This is a genomic window from Micromonospora noduli (genome assembly GCF_003264475.1).
GTDB lineage: Bacteria > Actinomycetota > Actinomycetes > Mycobacteriales > Micromonosporaceae > Micromonospora > Micromonospora noduli.
In genome coordinates, this window is sequence record NZ_PYAC01000002.1 from 218,774 (window position 1) to 234,850 (window position 16,077).

Annotated in this window: 15 protein-coding genes, 1 tRNA gene and 1 pseudogene; 13 read left to right on the forward strand and 4 right to left on the reverse strand. The window is 70.5% G+C overall.

Going from position 1 to position 16,077, the window contains the following annotated elements:
- Positions 1–154: 154 nt before the first annotated feature.
- Entirely contained in the window at positions 155–634 is a 480-nt protein-coding gene (locus MED15_RS33775; protein WP_208646571.1) for an endonuclease domain-containing protein, read from the reverse strand.
- A 239-nt stretch (positions 635–873) separates the two neighbouring features.
- On the opposite strand from MED15_RS33775, the gene MED15_RS33780 reads away from it, so the two are divergent.
- Entirely contained in the window at positions 874–1,188 is a 315-nt protein-coding gene (locus MED15_RS33780; RefSeq protein WP_208646573.1) for a hypothetical protein, read from the forward strand.
- Positions 1,189–1,845: 657 nt separating this feature from the next.
- Here MED15_RS33780 and MED15_RS06590 read toward each other — a convergent pair.
- Positions 1,846–2,487, reverse strand: a pseudogene (locus MED15_RS06590) (IclR family transcriptional regulator); the annotation flags it as partial.
- Between the two features lie 381 nt (positions 2,488–2,868).
- On the opposite strand from MED15_RS06590, the gene cysS reads away from it, so the two are divergent.
- Positions 2,869–4,284, forward strand: a complete 1,416-nt coding sequence (cysS, locus tag MED15_RS06595; protein ID WP_112735018.1) for a cysteine--tRNA ligase — start codon at positions 2,869–2,871, stop codon at positions 4,282–4,284.
- The gene (gene rlmB / locus MED15_RS06600) at positions 4,284–5,417 is read left to right on the forward strand and encodes a 23S rRNA (guanosine(2251)-2'-O)-methyltransferase RlmB (RefSeq protein WP_112582882.1); all 1,134 of its coding nucleotides are present in this window, start codon (positions 4,284–4,286) and stop codon (positions 5,415–5,417) included. Before cysS ends, rlmB begins: the two co-directional genes overlap by 1 nt.
- Positions 5,418–5,555: 138 nt before the next feature.
- On the opposite strand, the gene MED15_RS06605 is transcribed toward rlmB, so the two are convergent.
- Positions 5,556–6,647, reverse strand: a complete 1,092-nt coding sequence (locus tag MED15_RS06605) for an ABC transporter ATP-binding protein (RefSeq protein ID WP_091403085.1) — start codon at positions 6,645–6,647, stop codon at positions 5,556–5,558.
- A 341-nt stretch (positions 6,648–6,988) separates the two neighbouring features.
- Between MED15_RS06605 and MED15_RS06610 the strand changes: the two genes are divergently transcribed.
- The 6 genes from MED15_RS06610 to MED15_RS06635 all read left to right on the forward strand — a co-directional run bounded on the left by MED15_RS06610 (position 6,989) and on the right by MED15_RS06635 (position 10,534).
- Positions 6,989–7,065: transfer RNA gene (locus MED15_RS06610), tRNA-Thr, on the forward strand.
- A 129-nt stretch (positions 7,066–7,194) separates the two neighbouring features.
- Entirely contained in the window at positions 7,195–7,986 is a 792-nt protein-coding gene (locus MED15_RS06615; RefSeq protein ID WP_112735019.1) for a hypothetical protein, read from the forward strand.
- Between the two features lie 296 nt (positions 7,987–8,282).
- Positions 8,283–8,684, forward strand: coding sequence for a helix-turn-helix domain-containing protein (locus tag MED15_RS06620; protein ID WP_112582884.1), 402 nt, complete (start codon positions 8,283–8,285; stop codon positions 8,682–8,684).
- A 35-nt stretch (positions 8,685–8,719) separates the two neighbouring features.
- On the forward strand, positions 8,720–9,139 hold the full coding sequence (locus tag MED15_RS06625; RefSeq protein WP_088952055.1) for a VOC family protein: 420 nt from the start codon (positions 8,720–8,722) through the stop codon (positions 9,137–9,139).
- Positions 9,140–9,150: 11 nt separating this feature from the next.
- A complete protein-coding gene (locus MED15_RS06630) occupies positions 9,151–9,822 on the forward strand; it encodes a DUF998 domain-containing protein (protein WP_112582885.1) in 672 nt (223 codons plus the stop codon).
- A gap of 67 nt (positions 9,823–9,889) precedes the next feature.
- On the forward strand, positions 9,890–10,534 hold the full coding sequence (locus MED15_RS06635) for a histidine phosphatase family protein (RefSeq protein WP_112735020.1): 645 nt from the start codon (positions 9,890–9,892) through the stop codon (positions 10,532–10,534).
- On the opposite strand, the gene MED15_RS06640 is transcribed toward MED15_RS06635, so the two are convergent.
- Entirely contained in the window at positions 10,522–11,091 is a 570-nt protein-coding gene (locus tag MED15_RS06640) for a hypothetical protein (protein WP_112727027.1), read from the reverse strand. The genes MED15_RS06635 and MED15_RS06640 overlap by 13 nt on opposite strands.
- Positions 11,092–11,258: 167 nt before the next feature.
- On the opposite strand from MED15_RS06640, the gene MED15_RS06645 reads away from it, so the two are divergent.
- From MED15_RS06645 to MED15_RS06660, 4 genes are all read left to right on the forward strand, one after another.
- Entirely contained in the window at positions 11,259–13,646 is a 2,388-nt protein-coding gene (locus tag MED15_RS06645; RefSeq protein ID WP_112735021.1) for a M4 family metallopeptidase, read from the forward strand.
- A gap of 224 nt (positions 13,647–13,870) precedes the next feature.
- Positions 13,871–14,638, forward strand: coding sequence for an enoyl-CoA hydratase/isomerase family protein (locus MED15_RS06650; protein WP_112582889.1), 768 nt, complete (start codon positions 13,871–13,873; stop codon positions 14,636–14,638).
- 148 nt (positions 14,639–14,786) lie between these two features.
- Complete coding sequence (locus MED15_RS06655; RefSeq protein WP_146766694.1) at positions 14,787–15,368, forward strand: hypothetical protein; 582 nt, start codon at positions 14,787–14,789, stop codon at positions 15,366–15,368.
- Positions 15,369–15,551: 183 nt separating this feature from the next.
- Positions 15,552–16,067, forward strand: a complete 516-nt coding sequence (locus MED15_RS06660) for a hypothetical protein (protein WP_146763262.1) — start codon at positions 15,552–15,554, stop codon at positions 16,065–16,067.
- Positions 16,068–16,077: the final 10 nt, after the last annotated feature.

Consider the following 16,077-nt stretch of genomic DNA (forward strand, 5'->3'; position numbering starts at 1 on the left):
CCGGTCGACACCTCGTCGACCGGGCCCCGGCTCGTCCAGGCACGTTGTCACCGGCCACCGCCGGGCGCCAGTCATGATCGACTCGGTTTCCTGGAAGGCGCGGTGTTGGCGCCTGAAGGATGGCGCGGTTTCCAGGAACCCGAGTTGATCCTGGTCATCTGGACGATCCCTGTCGCCAGCCGCGGCTGACCAGCGCGTCGCGCACCTCTCGGAGCACCGACGGGAACTCGCCGTGCAGCCGGCGGCTGGTCACGTGCAGGACCAGCCAACCCGCGGCGACCAGTTGATTCAGCCGACGGCGGTCGCGGTGTAGCTGCTCCACGTCGGAGTGCCACTTCCCGTCGTACTCCACCGCTACCCGATATTGCGGCCAGGCCAGATCGGGGTGCAGAACATTGCCGCTGGGCAGGCGTACCGGATGTTGAACCGCTGGGCGCGGCAGCCCACTCAGCACCAACCGCACGCGTAGTTGTGACTCCGGCGGAGACTCGGCTCCGCCGTCGGCCAGGTCGAACACCCAGCGTGCTCGTCGCGCACCCGGCCGGTCAGCATTGCGAGCAGCCATGGCGGCCAGGGTCTCGCGACCGACCAGCCCCTGCCCGAGCAGCGAATCGACGATGGTGACCGCCCGCACCGGGTCGAGCCAGACAGCCGTCTCCCAGGCGGCCCGCCCGGGATCGGATCGGGGAATTGGGAGGTCTTGTCCCCTGGGCCTGGGCGGGCTGGCCGCCGCCCACCCATCGCCTCGACCAGCCACCACCATGCTCCCTGCTCCGACGGACACCGCGGCCGGACGGGACAGGCGCCGTGCTGGGCGTTGTGACATTCCGCCGGTAGGTGGGCGGCCCACCCCCGTAGGTCGCGCTGGATCACGTGGACTTCCAACGCTCGGCGGTCGTCCCGCGTCCGGCATTCGTCCTGCGTCGGGCGGTCGTCCTGCGTCCGGCGGTCGTCCTGCGTCCGGCGGTCGTCCTGCGTCCGGCGGTCGTCCCGCGTCGGGCGGTCGTCCTGCGTCCGGCATTCGTCCTGCACCTGGGGGTCGTCCTGCGTCTGGGGGTCGTCCTGCGTCCGGCGGTCGGATTGCGGCTGACCGATGTCCTGGCGTCGGCGGACGGCTCGCGTCCGATGGCTGGCCTGATGGTCGTCGTGCGGATGGCGCGGCCAGCTCGACGGTCTCGCTCGCCGTGAGCGGGGTGATGGCGTTGACGTGCACGCGGAGGCCACGCTGTGGGCCTATCCGCAGCGGTCGGGGCACGAGGACGTGCACATCGTCGGTAAAGCTCGCGGCGTGTTGGACGCCGTGCAGGTAGGCGGCCGACGGGCCGCCGACCACCACGCCGGGCGGTAGCCGCAGGAGGGCGGCGCGACACGCGAGGGCGTGATCACGGTCCAGCCGCGAGTCGGCGTAGATGTCGTGGCGCAACCGCACCCAGGCAGAGTTGCGCAGCTGATGTTCGGTGAGCAGGCCGTCCCGGACAGCGTCGGAGCCGCGGAAGACCTGCCAGGCCAGGGCATCGGGGCGATGCGGACGTGGGGGCATGCCGAGCAGCCTGCCGACCACGGACTGTCCACCGAAACCCCTGTGGACAACTCGGCCCGCGCATGCCGCCGGACCTGTGGACAACCACGAATCCGCCTGCCGATCGTGCTATGGCAGCGGTCAGAACGACCGACCAATCAGGCATCGGAGCCGTCGACGGGCGGTGATCCACTCGCGTTTCTGAAAGTCGGGCGATCACCGGCTTCGGGACACCGCGACTTCCATGAACCCGAGTCGATCAAGCCGCGGGGGCAGGGCGGGGTGGCGCGGCGGGGGGACGGTGAGGTGGGGTGCGGCGGTCGGGGTCAGCTGAGGGCGGTGGTGATGGCTCGGGCGGCGGCCAGCACCTCGGGGCCGATCGTGTCGACGTCCAGCGGGGCGAGCGCGACCACGCCGACGCTGGCCTCCAGGCCGGGTACGCCGAGCACCGGTGCGGCCACCCCGTACGCCCCGGCCTGCAACTCTCCGCTGCTACTCACCGGCTCGGCCACCCCGGCGCGACCGGCCAGGATCGCCCGGCCGGCCGCTCCCAGGTCCAGTGGATGCCGTGCCCCGGCCCGGTACGCGACGTGGAACGACGTCCAGCTCGGCTCGACCACGGCCAGGGCGACGCCCTCGCCACCTTCGACGACGGTCAGGTGCGCGGTCGCGCCGGCCTGCTCGGCGAGGCGGCGTAGCGCGGGCAGCGCACCCTCGGCGAGCAGCGGCTGGGCCCGTCGGGCCAGGTGCAGCAACCCGGCACCGAGGCGCAGCCGACCGTCTCCGTCGCGGCGCAGCATGCCGTGCCCGGTCAGCGCACTGACCAGTCGGTAAACGGCGGCCCGGCCGATGCCGAGCCGATTCGCGGCCTCGGTGACGGTCAGACCGCCAGAGGCGTCGGCGACCAGGTGCAGCAGCCGCAACCCCCGGTCGAGCGTCTGCGACGTCTCCCCGCCCCGCCCCGCAACCGCGTCGGCCCGCCCCGCGCCAGCATCGGCCCGCCCGAGGGTCGCGTCGGCTGAGCCGGAGCCCCGCCCGGAGGCCGCACCGGCTGAGCGGGAGGCCCGCCCGGAGGCCGCGTCGGTCGAGCGGGAGGCCCGCTCGGAGGCCGCGTCGGCTGAGCCGGAGGCGCGCCCGAAGGGCACGTCGGCCCGACCTCCACCTGCGCTGGACGATCCGAAGGTTGCGTCCGTCGGCCCGGAAGCCCGCTCGAAGGCCGGGTCGGCGGGGGCGGTGGGGTTGGCTGGCGGGTCACCGGAGCCACCGGAGCGTGCGGTCGCATCCACGCCTGGCAGCGTACGACCCGGCACCGGCGGACCCGGACAGGCACGGACAGCTACCCTTGTACGGTGACGCTACGCCTGTATGACACCGCCACCCGATCGGTGCGGGACTTCGTCCCGCGGGAAGCCGGCAAGGTGGGGGTCTACCTGTGTGGTCTCACCCTCCAGGCGCCGCCGCACATCGGTCACCTTCGCTCCGGCGTCAACTATGACGTCCTGCGTCGTTGGTTGTTGGCCGCCGGCTACGAGGTCACCTTCGTTCGCAATCTGACCGACATCGACGACAAGATCCTGGTCAAGGCGGGCGAGCAGGGCCGACCGTTCTGGTCGATCGCGTACGCCAACGAGCTGCTGCTCGCCGAGTCGTACCGGTCGTTGAACGTGCTGGCGCCCACCTACGAGCCGCGCGCCACCGGGCACATCCCCGAGATGCATGAGCTGATCACGAAGTTGATCGCCGACGGGCACGCGTACCCGGCGAGTGACGGCTCCGGCGACGTCTACTTCGACGTGGCGTCCTGGCCGGCGTACGGGTCGCTGTCGGGTCAGTCTCCGGACGCCATGCAGTCGGCCGGGGACGCCCCGGATCGGGGCAAGCGGGATCCGCGCGACTTCGCGCTGTGGAAGGGTGCCAAACCGGGCGAGCCGGCGGACGCCTACTGGCCTTCGCCGTGGGGGCTGGGCCGTCCTGGCTGGCACATCGAGTGCTCGGCGATGTGCTGGCGCTATCTCGGCCCGGAGTTCGACATTCACGGCGGTGGCCTGGATCTGACGTTCCCGCACCACGAGAACGAGATCGCCCAGTCCCAGGCGGCCGGGTTGCCGTTCGCCCGCTACTGGGTGCACCACGGGCTGCTCAGCATCGGCGGGGCCAAGATGGGCAAGTCCGCCGGCAACGCGCTGGGCCTGGCGTACGTGGACTCGCTCGGGGTGCGGCCGGTGGAGCTGCGCTACTACTACGCCGCCGCGCACTACCGCTCGGTGATCGACTACTCGGAGGATTCGCTGCGCGACGCGGCCACCGCGTACCGGCGGATCGAGGGTTTCGTGCAGCGGGCCGCCGAGCGGGTCGGTGCCGGGCAGCTCGGTGAGCTGCCCGCCGGCTTCGTCGCGGCGATGGACGACGACCTCAACACGTCCGCCGCGCTGGCCGTGCTGCAACAGCACATTCGGGACGGCAACACCGCGCTGAGCGTCGGCGACGATGTGACCGTCCGCACCACGCTGGCCGTGGTGCGGGCAATGCTGGATATTCTCGGGATCGACCCCCTCGACCCGGCCTGGACCGGTGGCGGCCGATCGGACGATCTTCGTGCCGTGGTGGACTCCCTGATCGCGCTGGCCCTGGAGCAGCGTGCGCAGGCGCGGGGCCGCAAGGACTGGGCTGCCGCGGACGCCGTGCGCGACCAGCTCAAGCTGGCCGGCGTGGTGGTCGAGGACACCCCCCAGGGCCCCCGTTGGACTATTGGAGAGCAGGACTGATGGCCGGCAACTCGCAGCGCCGTGGCCGGCGACTGACGTCGAAGGCAGGCGCCCCCAAGGGCACCGGCGGCAAGAACAAGGACTCGTTGGCCGGGCGGGGTCGCACCCTGCCCGCGGACGAGCGGCCGTGGCACAAGGGCTATTCGGGCACCGAGAAGCTGCCCCAGCGCACCGCCTGGAAGCAGGACAAGGAGCGCCGCGCGGCGGCCGAGGAGGGGCGCGCCCCCAAGATCGGCCAGCCCGGCAGCAAGGACACCACCTGGGGTCGGGGTGGCGGTCGGGGCGTACCGGTCGGCCGGGGTGCTGCCACCGGCGGGCGGGGCGGCAAGCCCACCGGGCGGTCCGGCCCCCGGGTCACGCCGGGGCGCAAGTCCAACCCGTCCAAGGACACCCCGGAGCTGTTGGTCGGGCGTAACCCGGTGCTGGAGGCGCTGCGCGCCAACGTGCCGGCGACGGCGCTCTACACGGCCCAGGGCATCGACATGGACGACCGGATCAACGAGATCATCCGGACCGCCGCCGACCGGGGCATCGCCAACCTGGAGATCAGCCGCGCCGAGTTGGACCGGATGACCGGCGGGGTGCTGCACCAGGGCGTCGGCTTGCAGGTGCCGCCCTTCGCGTACCAGCCGTTCGAGGACATGGTCGCCGCTGCCCTGGAGCAGCAGGCCCCGCTGCTGGTCGCGCTGGACGGTGTCACCGACCCGCGCAACCTGGGCGCCGTGATCCGGTCGGCTGCCGCGTTCGGCGCGCAGGGTGTCTTCGTACCCGAGCGTCGTGCCGCCGGGATCACCGCGACCGCCTGGCGGACCAGTGCCGGCGCGGCCGCGCGGGTGCCGGTGGCGCAGGTGACCAACCTGACCCGGTCGCTGAAGGCGTGCCGCGACGCCGGCTTCATGGTCGTCGGCCTGGATGCCGACGGCGACACCGACCTCTACAACCTGGAGGCCGCGGTCGGTCCGCTGGTGGTGGTGGTCGGTTCCGAGGGGCGCGGTCTTTCCCGCCTGGTCGGGGAAACCTGCGACCTGACCGTCAGCATCCCGATGATCTCCGAGGTCGAGTCGCTCAACGCCAGCGTGGCGGCGGCGGTCGCCCTGGCCGAGGTCGCCCGCCGGCGCTCCGTCGAGCAGTAGCGCACGTCGAACGAAGGCCCCCTCCCGCCGCGCGCGGGAGGGGGCCTTCGTGTCAGCTCTGACAGGTCAAGAGCCGCTTCGGGTACGACGAAGGGGCGGCCCGCCGAAGCGGACCGCCCCTGTCGGTACGGCGTTACGTCAGATCCGGCCACCGGTGGCGGCGTGGAAGACGTGGCTGCGACCGGCGACCGGCTTGACGAACACGGTGTCACCCATGTTCGGCATGTTGCGCCGGTCGGTGCGGACGACGAAGCGCTCCGAGTTGCCACCCAGCGCGGCGTGGCCGTAGACGTTGGCGTCCGAGCCGAGGTCCTCGACCAGCTCGACCACGACCGGCATGCCGCCCTCGGTGGGGCTGACCAGCTCGCAGTCCTCCGGGCGGAAGCCCACGGTGACCTTGCCGTCGCCACCCTCGGCGCGGGCCGCCTCGACCTGCTCGCGGGTCAGCGGGATCTGCAGCTCGGCGAACTCGGCGCCCCGCTCGTTCAGCGGAACGGTCTTGATGTTCATGGCGGGCGAGCCCATGAAGCCGGCGACGAACACGTTGGCCGGGGTGTCGTAGAGCGCCCGCGGGGTGTCCACCTGCTGGAGGACACCGTCGAGCAGCACCGCGACCCGGTGACCCATGGTCATGGCCTCGACCTGGTCGTGCGTGACGTAGACCGTGGTGACGCCCAGCTTGGCCTGCAGGGACGCGATCTGGGTACGGGTCTGCACGCGGAGCTTGGCGTCGAGGTTCGACAGCGGCTCGTCCATGAGGAAGACCTGCGGCTCGCGGACGATCGCCCGGCCCATCGCGACACGCTGACGCTGACCACCGGAGAGCGCCTTCGGCTTACGGCTGAGGTACTCCTCCAGCTGGAGCAGCCCGGCCGCCTCCTTGACCCGCCGGTCAATCTCCGACTTGGAGGTCTTGCGCAGCTTGAGGGCGAACGCCATGTTCTCGTACACCGTCATGTGCGGGTAGAGGGCGTAGTTCTGGAAGACCATCGCGATGTCGCGGGCCTTCGGGGGAAGGTGGGTGACGTCACGCTGGTCGATGTAGATCGAACCGGCGTCCACGTCCTCCAGACCGGCGAGCATCCGCAGGCTGGTGGACTTACCGCAACCCGAGGGGCCGACCAGGACGAGGAACTCCCCGTCGCCGATCTCGAGGTCCAGCTCGTTGACGGCGGGACGCTCTTGGCCCGGGTAGACCCGGGACGCCTTGGAATAGGTGACCGTAGCCATGGTGAAGCGCTTCCTTTCACCGGCAGGAACGTGCCGGACGATCCGAGTGAAGGAGCAACCGGCACGTGTCCGTGCCGGTTCAGCGGACGGCGGCGCGGTCGCGGGGGCGCCCGGTCGTCGTCCGTGTCAGTGAACCGTAAACGCGTTTACCCGTGCTGCCAAGGTGGGGGGCCGCCCTGCCCACCAGGCGGGCTACGCATTCCGGTCACTCGGGCACGGGCAGACATCAATCGACGCCGTGGGAAACGAGTCTGCGTCGGGTTGTTGACGATTCCCGTTCTCGGGAGGCCACGCGATCGGGATTACCGGACGTCAGTCGCTATGCTGACCTCGACGCACGCGCCCCTGTAGCTCAGCTGGCCAGAGCACTCGCCTTGTAAGCGAGATGTCGCCGGTTCGATCCCGGCCGGGGGCTCCAATTACATCAGACCTTTCCGAACGGCACTGCTGTCCCTGTCGGTCCGGCCCGAGCGGCACCCGGGCGTCGACCAAGTTCGCTATCGTGCCTCCGTCCCGCCATCAGGCGGTGGTCCACGGGGGAGTCACAATGAAACAGAGCACCACTCTGCTCGTGCTGGGCCTGACCGGCGGCCTGTTCGTTGCTGCCGGCTGCACTCCGACGACTGAGCCCACGCGCGCCGACAAGCTGGTCCAGGCCACGGCCACGGCCACCGCCACGGCCACTGCCGTGCCGTCTCCGACGCCCGACGTCCGCAGCGAATTGGTCGTGGCATTGCAGCGGTCGCAGGGGGCTGCCCACCGGTACGCAGTGCGCGGCAACCTGCCCGAAGGGCAGAACGTCAACGGCACGGGTGCCTTCGATCCGAAGAAGCGCCGTTTCCAGACCACGATCTCGGTCACCGGAGGGAAGTATCCGTCGGCGGGGAGCCGGATCGTGATTGGCAACGACAGTTACGTGCGGCCGTCCGACGACAAGGACTGGGTGCACGTCGATCTGAAGCGAGTGAAGCGCGACGATCCCTTCCTGCGCTTCGACTGGGTCGACCCGACCGGCCTGAAGGCGTTCACCTCGTCGATCGCCTCGGTGGACCGCGTCGACCCGCATACCTACACCGGCCGTTTCGACCCCACCGGCAAGGACGCCACGTCGTTCCTCCCGGTGGGCGCACCGAGCATCGTCTCGATCGGCATACGCCTGTCGCCGTTCACGATCACGACCGACGACCAGGGTTGGGTGACCTCGATCAAGGTGGAGCTGAGCCCCAGCGATGGCCCGAAGCTGACGCTGACCACCACCATGAAAGATCATGGGAAGTCCTTGAAGATCAACGCGCCGGCACGCGCTGGTGAGGCCGCCGACTTCTACTACCGTAAGTAACGGTTCAGCCGCACCGGGCCGGTGTCACTCCGGGCGCACGGTGTCCCACAGGTGTGGTTGGCGGTAGTGGTTGCGAGCACCAGCCGCCAGCACCGCCCGCAGCGGGACGAGGTGCGGGGTGTCCGCGAATCATCGGGGATCGGAGACAATCGTGCGGACCCCGGTCGCCCCGGTCGGGCCCGCGAGGGGCACTGCCACCGCGGATGCCCCGAGTTGAGTGGCGCGCCCACCCGACCGGACGACGGAGCGCCCGGCGCTAACCTGGGGCCGGAGCAGCGCGGAGCGGAACGGGGCAGATGAGTCGGGCGGTGGAGGAGTCGAACCGGGCGATGCTGCGCGCCCGGGACGCGATGGACCGGGCGTACGCCGAGCCTCTGGACATTCCCGCGTTGGCCCGGATCGCGCACGTCTCGCAGGCGCACTTCATCCGTACCTTCCGGGCAACCTTCGGTGAAACCCCGCACCGCTACCTGCAACGCCGCCGGGTGGAGCGGGCGATGTCGTTGCTGGTGGAGACCGACCGGGACGTGACGGACATCTGCTACGCCGTCGGCTTCGGCAGCCTGGGCACGTTCAGTCGGACGTTCCGGCAGATCGTCGGGGAGTCCCCCTCGGATTTCCGGCGTCAACGCGTCGCGCCGGCCAACGTGCCGTCGTGCTTCACCAAAGCCTGGACCCGACCCAGCAGTTTTGGATAAGCCGCAGGTCACGGTCTACCTCTAGCGTCATGGGCATGACGATGAACGCGATCAGCCGCTCCCAGATCTACGTCCTCGACCAGGACGCCGCGCTTGACTTCTACGTCAACAAGCTCGGCATGGAGGTCAACACCGACCAGGACCTCGGCTTCATGCGGTGGCTCACTGTCAACCTGCCCGGCGACCCGGAGCGCGAGATCCTGTTGGAGAAGCCGGGCCCGCCCGCGCTGGACCCGGCCACCGCCGAGCAGGTCCGGGAGCTGCTCACCAAGGGCGCCCTCGGCGGGTACCTCTTCATGACCACTGACGACGCCCGCAAGACGCACGAGGATCTTGTGGCGAAGGGTGTCGAGATCACCGACGAGCCGACCGAGCGCCCGTACGGGATCGACTTCGGCATCCGGGACCCGTTCGGCAACCGGATCCGCATCGGCCAGATGTTCCCGCGGGCGTAGGGGGGCGGGCGATGAGCCAGGCCGCGGCGTTTCCAGTGGTACGACCGACCGCCGTCGGTCGGGACCGCCTGCTGTTGCTCGGCGGGGTGCTCGCCGGCCCGATCTTTGTCGGCTCGGCGATGGTGCAGGCGGCGACCCGCGACGGCTTCGACTTCCGTCGCCACCCGGTCAGCGTGTTGAGCACCGGAGAGCTGGGTTGGATTCAGATCGTCACGTTCCTGGTCACCGGGGTGCTCTGCGTGCTGGCCGCCCAAGCGTTGCGCCGCCGTACCGGCGAAGGCAGCGGATCGGTCTGGCTGCCCCGACTGCTCGCGCTGTACGGCCTGGGCCTGGTCGGGGCGGCGATCTTCAGCGCCGACCCGGCCGACGGGTTCCCGGTCGGTACGCCTCGGGGCGCCGGTGAGATCAGTTGGCACGGGGGCCTGCACTTCCTGGTGGCGGCGGTCGCCTTCGTGTCGCTGATCGTGGCGACTGTGGTGGCCGCCCGTCGGGCCGCCCGGCAGGGGGCGCGCGGTCGAGCCGCGTACAGCCTGGTGACCGGGATGTTCTTCGCGGCGGCCTGGGTGACGCTGATCGCCCGGCCGACTCCGGCGGTGATGGTGGCGTTCGGCCTGGCGGTGACGGCCGGCTGGCTGTGGGTGTCGGTCACCTTCGCGCGGGCGGCGTCCGGTCGGGTCGACTGAGCCGACGGCCGCAGGACCGGGGGGTGCGGGGTCGAACTCGTACCTCCCGGTGTGTTGAGGTGGGGCCATGGTGACCCGGTTGCTGTACCTGACCCGACACGCCGAGCAGGATCTCTCCGAGCCGAGTGGGCCGGATGCCGGCGAACCGGATACCGGCCTGTCGGAGCGCGGCCGGCGGCAGGCCACCCTGCTCGGCGAACGCCTGCGGGCCCGGCGGTTCGCCGCCGTCCACCACGGGCCGCTGCGCCGGGCCGCGCAGACCGCCGAGCTGGTCGCCAAGTCGCTGTCCGACGTTCCGGTGTACGAGACGGAGCTGGCCGGAGACCACCTCCCACACGACACGGATCCGGCTGGCCTGCCGCCCGCGTACGCCGAATTCCTGACGCAGTTCTCGGCGGCCGAGCGGGTCGACGGGCCGCGAGTGACGGCGGACGCGGTGCGGCGCTTCGCCGGCCCGGTCGCCGAGGGGCCCGCCGGCGGGGAACCGGTGCGTGAACTGGTCGTGACGCACAGCTTCCTGATCGCCTGGCTGGTGCGGCACGCCCTCGACGCGCCGGAGCGGCGGTGGCTGGGTTTGAACTCACACAACGCGGGGCTGACCGTCATCCGGTACAGCGCGGCCGGCCCGCCCAGTCTGATCGCCGTCAACGACGTGGCCCACCTGCCGCCGGAGCTGCGGGGCACCGGCCTGCCCCCGGACTACCTGGTCTGAGTGTCGGTGGCCCGCAGCAGCAGCTCGACCAGCGCGCGGGTGGCTGGCAGCCGTTGCGCGTCGTCGCTGGGGCAGTCGTCGTACCCGATCTCGGTGGTGCCGACGGTCAGCCGGTAGCTGAACACGTCTGTGCAGTTGGTCGCGCCGGCCGTCTGGCGGGCCTCGGCGGACAGCCGGGAGTCGGCGGTCAGCCCGCGCAGCCGGCCGAGGTCGGCGGGGTTGAGTTGGCCGGTACGCCGACCGCCGGCACGGTCCACGGCCATCCACCGGCCGTCCGGCTCGACGGTCACGGTGTCAGCGCGGCCGGCGAAGCCGCCGGAGCGAAACAGCATCACCCGCGTCGACGCGATATCGGTGGCCGGCAGCCCGGTCGGCAACGTGGAGGCGGGGGCCGCGGTTGGCGGCGGCGGGGCGTCGGTGGCCGACCCGGTCGGGGTGGGGCCGGCGCTGGTCGGCGTTTGGTCACGAGCGGCGCCGCTTCCGTCGGTGCTGGTGCAGCCGGCCAGGAGTGCGACCAGTAGGGCGAACGTGACGCCGGCTGTCGAGGCGGGTCTCATGTCCGTCGGACGTGCCGGGGCGGGTGTTGGTTCCCTCGTCAAGCCCCTCATCCGAACGGTCAATGTCGATGTCTGACATCGGTTCAGGCCTTCTCTTTTCTTCAACACATAGCTATATGTACATGTGTGACTACCTCCGTCACATCCTTCTCCTCACAGGAGCGCACGTGAAAAGAGCTCTTGCCGCCGTCAGTGCAGTGCTGCTCACCAGCGGCCTGCTGACCGGCGTCGTCACCCCGGCGCATGCGGCCCCGCCCACCTCTCCCGCGCCGGACGCCTCCGCCGCGGCCCGAGCGGCAACCGTCCTACGAGCGAACCCCGGAGCCGTCCAGGGTTCGAGCGCCGAGTCCTACCAGGTGCACAGCACCAAGGTGGACGCCAACGGTGCCGCGCACACCCGCTACACCCGGACCTACCACGGCCTGCGGGTGTACGGCGGTGACTTCGTCATCCACACTGCGCCGAACGGCACGTACGCTGGCAGTTCGGTCGGTTTGGCCGCGCCGCTGACCCTCGCCACCTCGGCCGGGACCACCGCGGCGGCCGCGAAGAAGGCCGCCAGTGCCCGGTTCGCCGGTAAGGCCGAGGCGGTGGGCACACCGGAACTGTTCGTCGACGCAAGCTCCGGCACGGGCCGGCTGGCGTGGGAGACCGTGGTCAGCGGGTGGCAGCCCGACGGGCAGACCCCGTCCCGGCTGCACGTGATCACCGACGCCGCCACCGGCGCGACAGTCGGGTCGTACGACGAGATCGAGTCGGTGGTCGGCAGCGGCCAGGGCATCTACACCGGCACGGTCAGCATCGACACGACGCTCTCCGGCAGCACGTACCAGATGATCGATCCGTCGCACGGCAACGGCCGTACCTGCGACATGAACAACGGCACGTCGACCTGCACCACCTTCACCGACGCGGACAACGCGTGGGGCACCGGGGCAAACTCCAACCGGCAGTCCGCCGGCGTGGACGCGCACTTCGGCGCGGCGAAGACGTTCGACTACTTCAAGAACGTGCACGCCCGCAACGGCATCTTCGGCAACGGCGCCGGCGTGCCGAGCCGGGTGCACTACGGCAACAACTACGTCAACGCCTTCTGGGACGGCGCCCAGATGACCTACGGTGACGGCTCCGGCAACTCCCGCCCCCTCGTCTCGCTGGACGTGGCTGGGCACGAGATGAGCCACGGTGTCACCGAAGCGCTGGCCGGCCTGGTCTACTCCGGCGAATCCGGCGGCCTCAACGAGGCCACCAGTGACATCTTCGGCAACATGGTGGAGTTCTACGCCGCCGCGCCGAGCGACCCGGGCGACTACCAGGTCGGCGAGAAGATCAACATCAACAACAACGGCACACCGCTGCGCTACATGTACAACCCGTCGCTGGACGGCTCGTCGGACAGCTGCTGGTCCACCAGCACCAAGAACAAGGACGTGCACTACTCCTCCGGCGTGGCCAACCACTTCTTCTTCAACCTGGCCGAGGGCACCGGCGCCACCTCGTACGGCACCTCCCCGGTCTGTGGTGCCGCCCCCGCGGTGACCGGCATCGGCCGGGCCAAGGCCGAGAAGATCTGGTTCCGGGCACTTGACGTCTACTTCACCTCCAACACGGCGTACGTCAGCACCAGCAACCCGGCGAACACCGCCCGCGCCTACAGTCTGCGGGCGGCCACCGACCTGCACGGAAGCTGCTCCACCGAGTACAAGGCCGTGCAGGCCGCCTGGACCGCGGTGAACGTCGCCGGCAACGACGCGCCCTGCTCGACCGGCAACGACTTCTCCGTGGCGCTCTCGCCGACCGCCGGCTCGGTGAACCCGGGCAGCTCCGCCGCCACCACAGTGTCGACCGCCACCACCAGTGGCTCGGCGCAGACGGTGACGTTCTCCGCGTCCGGCCTGCCCAGCGGGGCGAGCGCCGCGTTCAGCCCCGCCTCGGTGACCTCGGGCGGCTCGTCCACCCTCACCATCAGCACCTCGGCGAGCACCCCGGCCGGCACGTACTCGATCACCGTCAACGGTGCCGGCGCGGTCACCCGCAGCGCCACCTACCGGCTGACCGTGAACGGCGCCGGTGGCGGTTGCACCGCGCCGGGTCAGAAGCTGGCCAACCCGGGCTTCGAATCCGGCGCGACCGGCTGGACGGCAAGCTCCGGCGTCATCACCAACTCCAGCAGCCAGGCAGCCCGCACCGGGTCGTACAAGGCATGGCTGAACGGGTACGGCAGCACCCGCACCGAGACGCTCGCCCAGTCGGTGAGCCTGCCGGCCGGCTGCGCGTCGTACGCCCTCAGCTTCTGGTTGCACATCGACTCCGCCGAGACCACCAGCAGCGTCGCCTACGACAAGCTCAACGTGCAGGTGCTCAACTCGAGCGGAACCGTTCTGGCCACCCTGGCGACCTACTCGAACCTGAACAAGGCCACCGGCTACAGCCAGAAGTCCTTCTCCCTGGCCGCGTACGCCGGCCAGACCGTCAGCCTGAAGTTCACCGGCACCGAGGACTCCTCGCTCCAGACGTCCTTCGTGGTCGACGACACCGCGGTCACCGTCTCCTGACCTGACCACGAGCCCAGCGACCCGCACAGTGGTCGCTGGGCTCGCCGGTGCGGTGCCGGCAATCTTGGACAGTTTCCGTTCAGCGCTGACGGAAACAGTCCAAGATTGCTTCGGGCAGTCCGCGTGGTCTGACCAATCGCCGCGCCGTTAGTGTCGCCGCACTGGTGCACGGCGTCGGCTCGCCAGATCGGCGTCGTCGAACGGGTGCGCGGGAAGGGGCGGACGTGTCGGACGCGGAGTTGACCGTCGAGGTGACCGGGCCGGTCGCCACCGTTGTCATCAGCAATCCGGCCCGGCGCAACGCGATGACAGCGGCCATGTGGCGTCAGCTCCCCGAGCTGCTCGACCGGCTGGAGCCCGACCCCGACGTACGGGCTTTGGTGCTCACCGGCGCCGGCGACGCCTTCTGCGCGGGCGCCGACCTCGGTGACCTGGCCGAGTTGCTGGACGCCGGTGACGCCAGCATCGCGGTGACCGCCGAGGAACGGCTGGCCCGGTTCGCCAAGCCGACGATCGCGGCCATCCGGGGCGCCTGCGTCGGCGGCGGGGCTCAACTCGCGGTCGCCTGCGACCTGCGGATCGCCGCGGACGACTCCCGTTTCGGCGTACCGCCGGCCCGGCTCGGGCTGGTCTATCCGGCACCGACGACGCGCCGGCTGGCCCGGCTGGTCGGCCCGTCCGCCGCCAAGCATCTGCTGTTCACCGCCGAGCTGATCGACGCCGAGCGCGCCCTGCGGATCGGCCTGGTCGACGAGGTGCTGCCGGCCGACCGGCTCGCCGCCCGGGTGGACGAACTGACCGCGACGATCGCCCAGCGGTCGCCGCTGAGCATCGCCGCCGCGAAGGAGATCATCGAGGAGCGGGCCGAGCCCGCGCGGATCGCCTGGTGGCACCGGAAGGTGACGACGACCGGCGAGGCCCGCGAGGGGGTGGCGGCGATCGCCGAACGCCGACAGCCCCGCTTCGCCTGGCGGCCACCGACCGACGCCTGAACGCCTCGGCTGCTGCGGGTCCCATGACTACACGGAGCCACCCGAGCCGATGTTGAAACCTGCCGGCCCCGAGGCGCCCGACAGCTGATCGCGTTTGTCGTACGACCATCGATGGGTATCCCGAGACCAACCAGGGGCGGGGGCCTTCATGGAGATGGTGACTTCATCGCAGAGCCGCAATCGTCGGCGACTGATGCTCGTGGTACCGCTGTTGATTCTGGCGGCTGCCATCATCGTCGGCGCGGTCGTGGTTGGTCGCGACACCGGCATCGTCGGCGGCGACCCGCCGGCCTGGGCGGCCGCTCTCGGCGGCGTCCTGCAACTCGGCGGGCTCGCCCTGACGATCGCAACGCTTGTCTGGCTGGTGCGCAGCGGCCGGTTCCGTGCCGACCGCGAGTCGTTGCTGCGGCGGCTGCACCCGTCGGACACCCGAAGCCTGCAGCAACAGGTCAGGCGGGGCGCGCCGCAGGACGATGCGGACTTCGGACTACTCCGGGCCGCCGCGCGGACGATGATCAACCAAAGTTGGTATTCAATGGTGCTTCTCGGCTTCGTGATCTCGAGCTTTGGTCAGGTGCTGCTGAAGTTCACACCGCTGTTCACCGGTCTTTTCGCCGTCATGGCGACGTTGGGCGTCGGTGCCGTCGCGTTCTCCTTCCGTGATGCCAGTCGGGCCAAGGCATTCCTCTGCGCCCACCCGGAACCGGAAGAGCAGGAGTCGCACGACTGACGCGTCTCACCGCAGCATTCGGCAGTCTCGGCCCGACCGGCGGCCGGCGAGCGTTTTGGCTGCCATCGTCGATGGGTAGTTTCCCCGCCACGCGGTGATCGGGGGACCACTATGGACGCGACAGCGACGGATCCGGACCGGGCCGGGCGGAAACAACGGCGACTCCGTCTGATTCTTGGGTTCGTGCTGCTGCCCGCCGTGGTCGGCGCGCTCGCGGTCGGTGTCGCGATGGGTGGCCAGAACACCGGCATTTTCGACGGTGATCCGCCGCGCTGGGCCAGTAATCTCGGACGCGTTCTGCTGATTCTCGGAGTCATCGTCGAGGTGGCCGCTGTCGTCTGGGTCGTACGCACCGGGCGCTACCGGGCGTCCCGACAGTCCCCGTTGCTGGCCTTGAGCTGGTCGCGCCGTCGGCGGCTGGCGCGGCAGGTTCGACGCGGCACACCCGAGGCCGACGAAGACGCGGCCTTCCTGGTGGAGACCGCCCGACAGTTCGTCGAGCAGCGCTGGTTTGTGGTGCTGGTCGCGGGGTTGGCGATGACGAGCGTCGGTCAGGCATTCCTGGGGTTCGCGCCGTTCTTCGCGATGATCGGCGGGTTGCTGCTGGTGATCTGGGCGGTGCTGACCGTGTCGGTCCTGCGAAACGCCCGCCGGGGCGAGGCGTTCCTACGGGACCACCCGGATCTGAGCGGACAGTAGCCGCAAGCCG

Bases quoted from the DNA above. Each gene is read 5' to 3' on its own strand.
- MED15_RS06615 (WP_112735019.1), top strand. From the start codon at position 7,195: ATGAAACAGAGCACCACTCTGCTCGTGCTGGGCCTGACCGGCGGCCTG.
- MED15_RS06630 (WP_112582885.1), top strand. From the start codon at position 9,151: ATGAGCCAGGCCGCGGCGTTTCCAGTGGTACGACCGACCGCCGTCGGT.
- MED15_RS06625 (WP_088952055.1), top strand. From the start codon at position 8,720: ATGACGATGAACGCGATCAGCCGCTCCCAGATCTACGTCCTCGACCAG.
- MED15_RS06620 (WP_112582884.1), top strand. From the start codon at position 8,283: ATGAGTCGGGCGGTGGAGGAGTCGAACCGGGCGATGCTGCGCGCCCGG.
- MED15_RS06640 (WP_112727027.1), bottom strand. From the start codon at position 11,091: ATGAGACCCGCCTCGACAGCCGGCGTCACGTTCGCCCTACTGGTCGCA.
- MED15_RS06635 (WP_112735020.1), top strand. From the start codon at position 9,890: ATGGTGACCCGGTTGCTGTACCTGACCCGACACGCCGAGCAGGATCTC.
- MED15_RS06655 (WP_146766694.1), top strand. From the start codon at position 14,787: ATGGAGATGGTGACTTCATCGCAGAGCCGCAATCGTCGGCGACTGATG.
- MED15_RS06605 (WP_091403085.1), bottom strand. From the start codon at position 6,647: ATGGCTACGGTCACCTATTCCAAGGCGTCCCGGGTCTACCCGGGCCAA.
- rlmB (WP_112582882.1), top strand. From the start codon at position 4,284: ATGGCCGGCAACTCGCAGCGCCGTGGCCGGCGACTGACGTCGAAGGCA.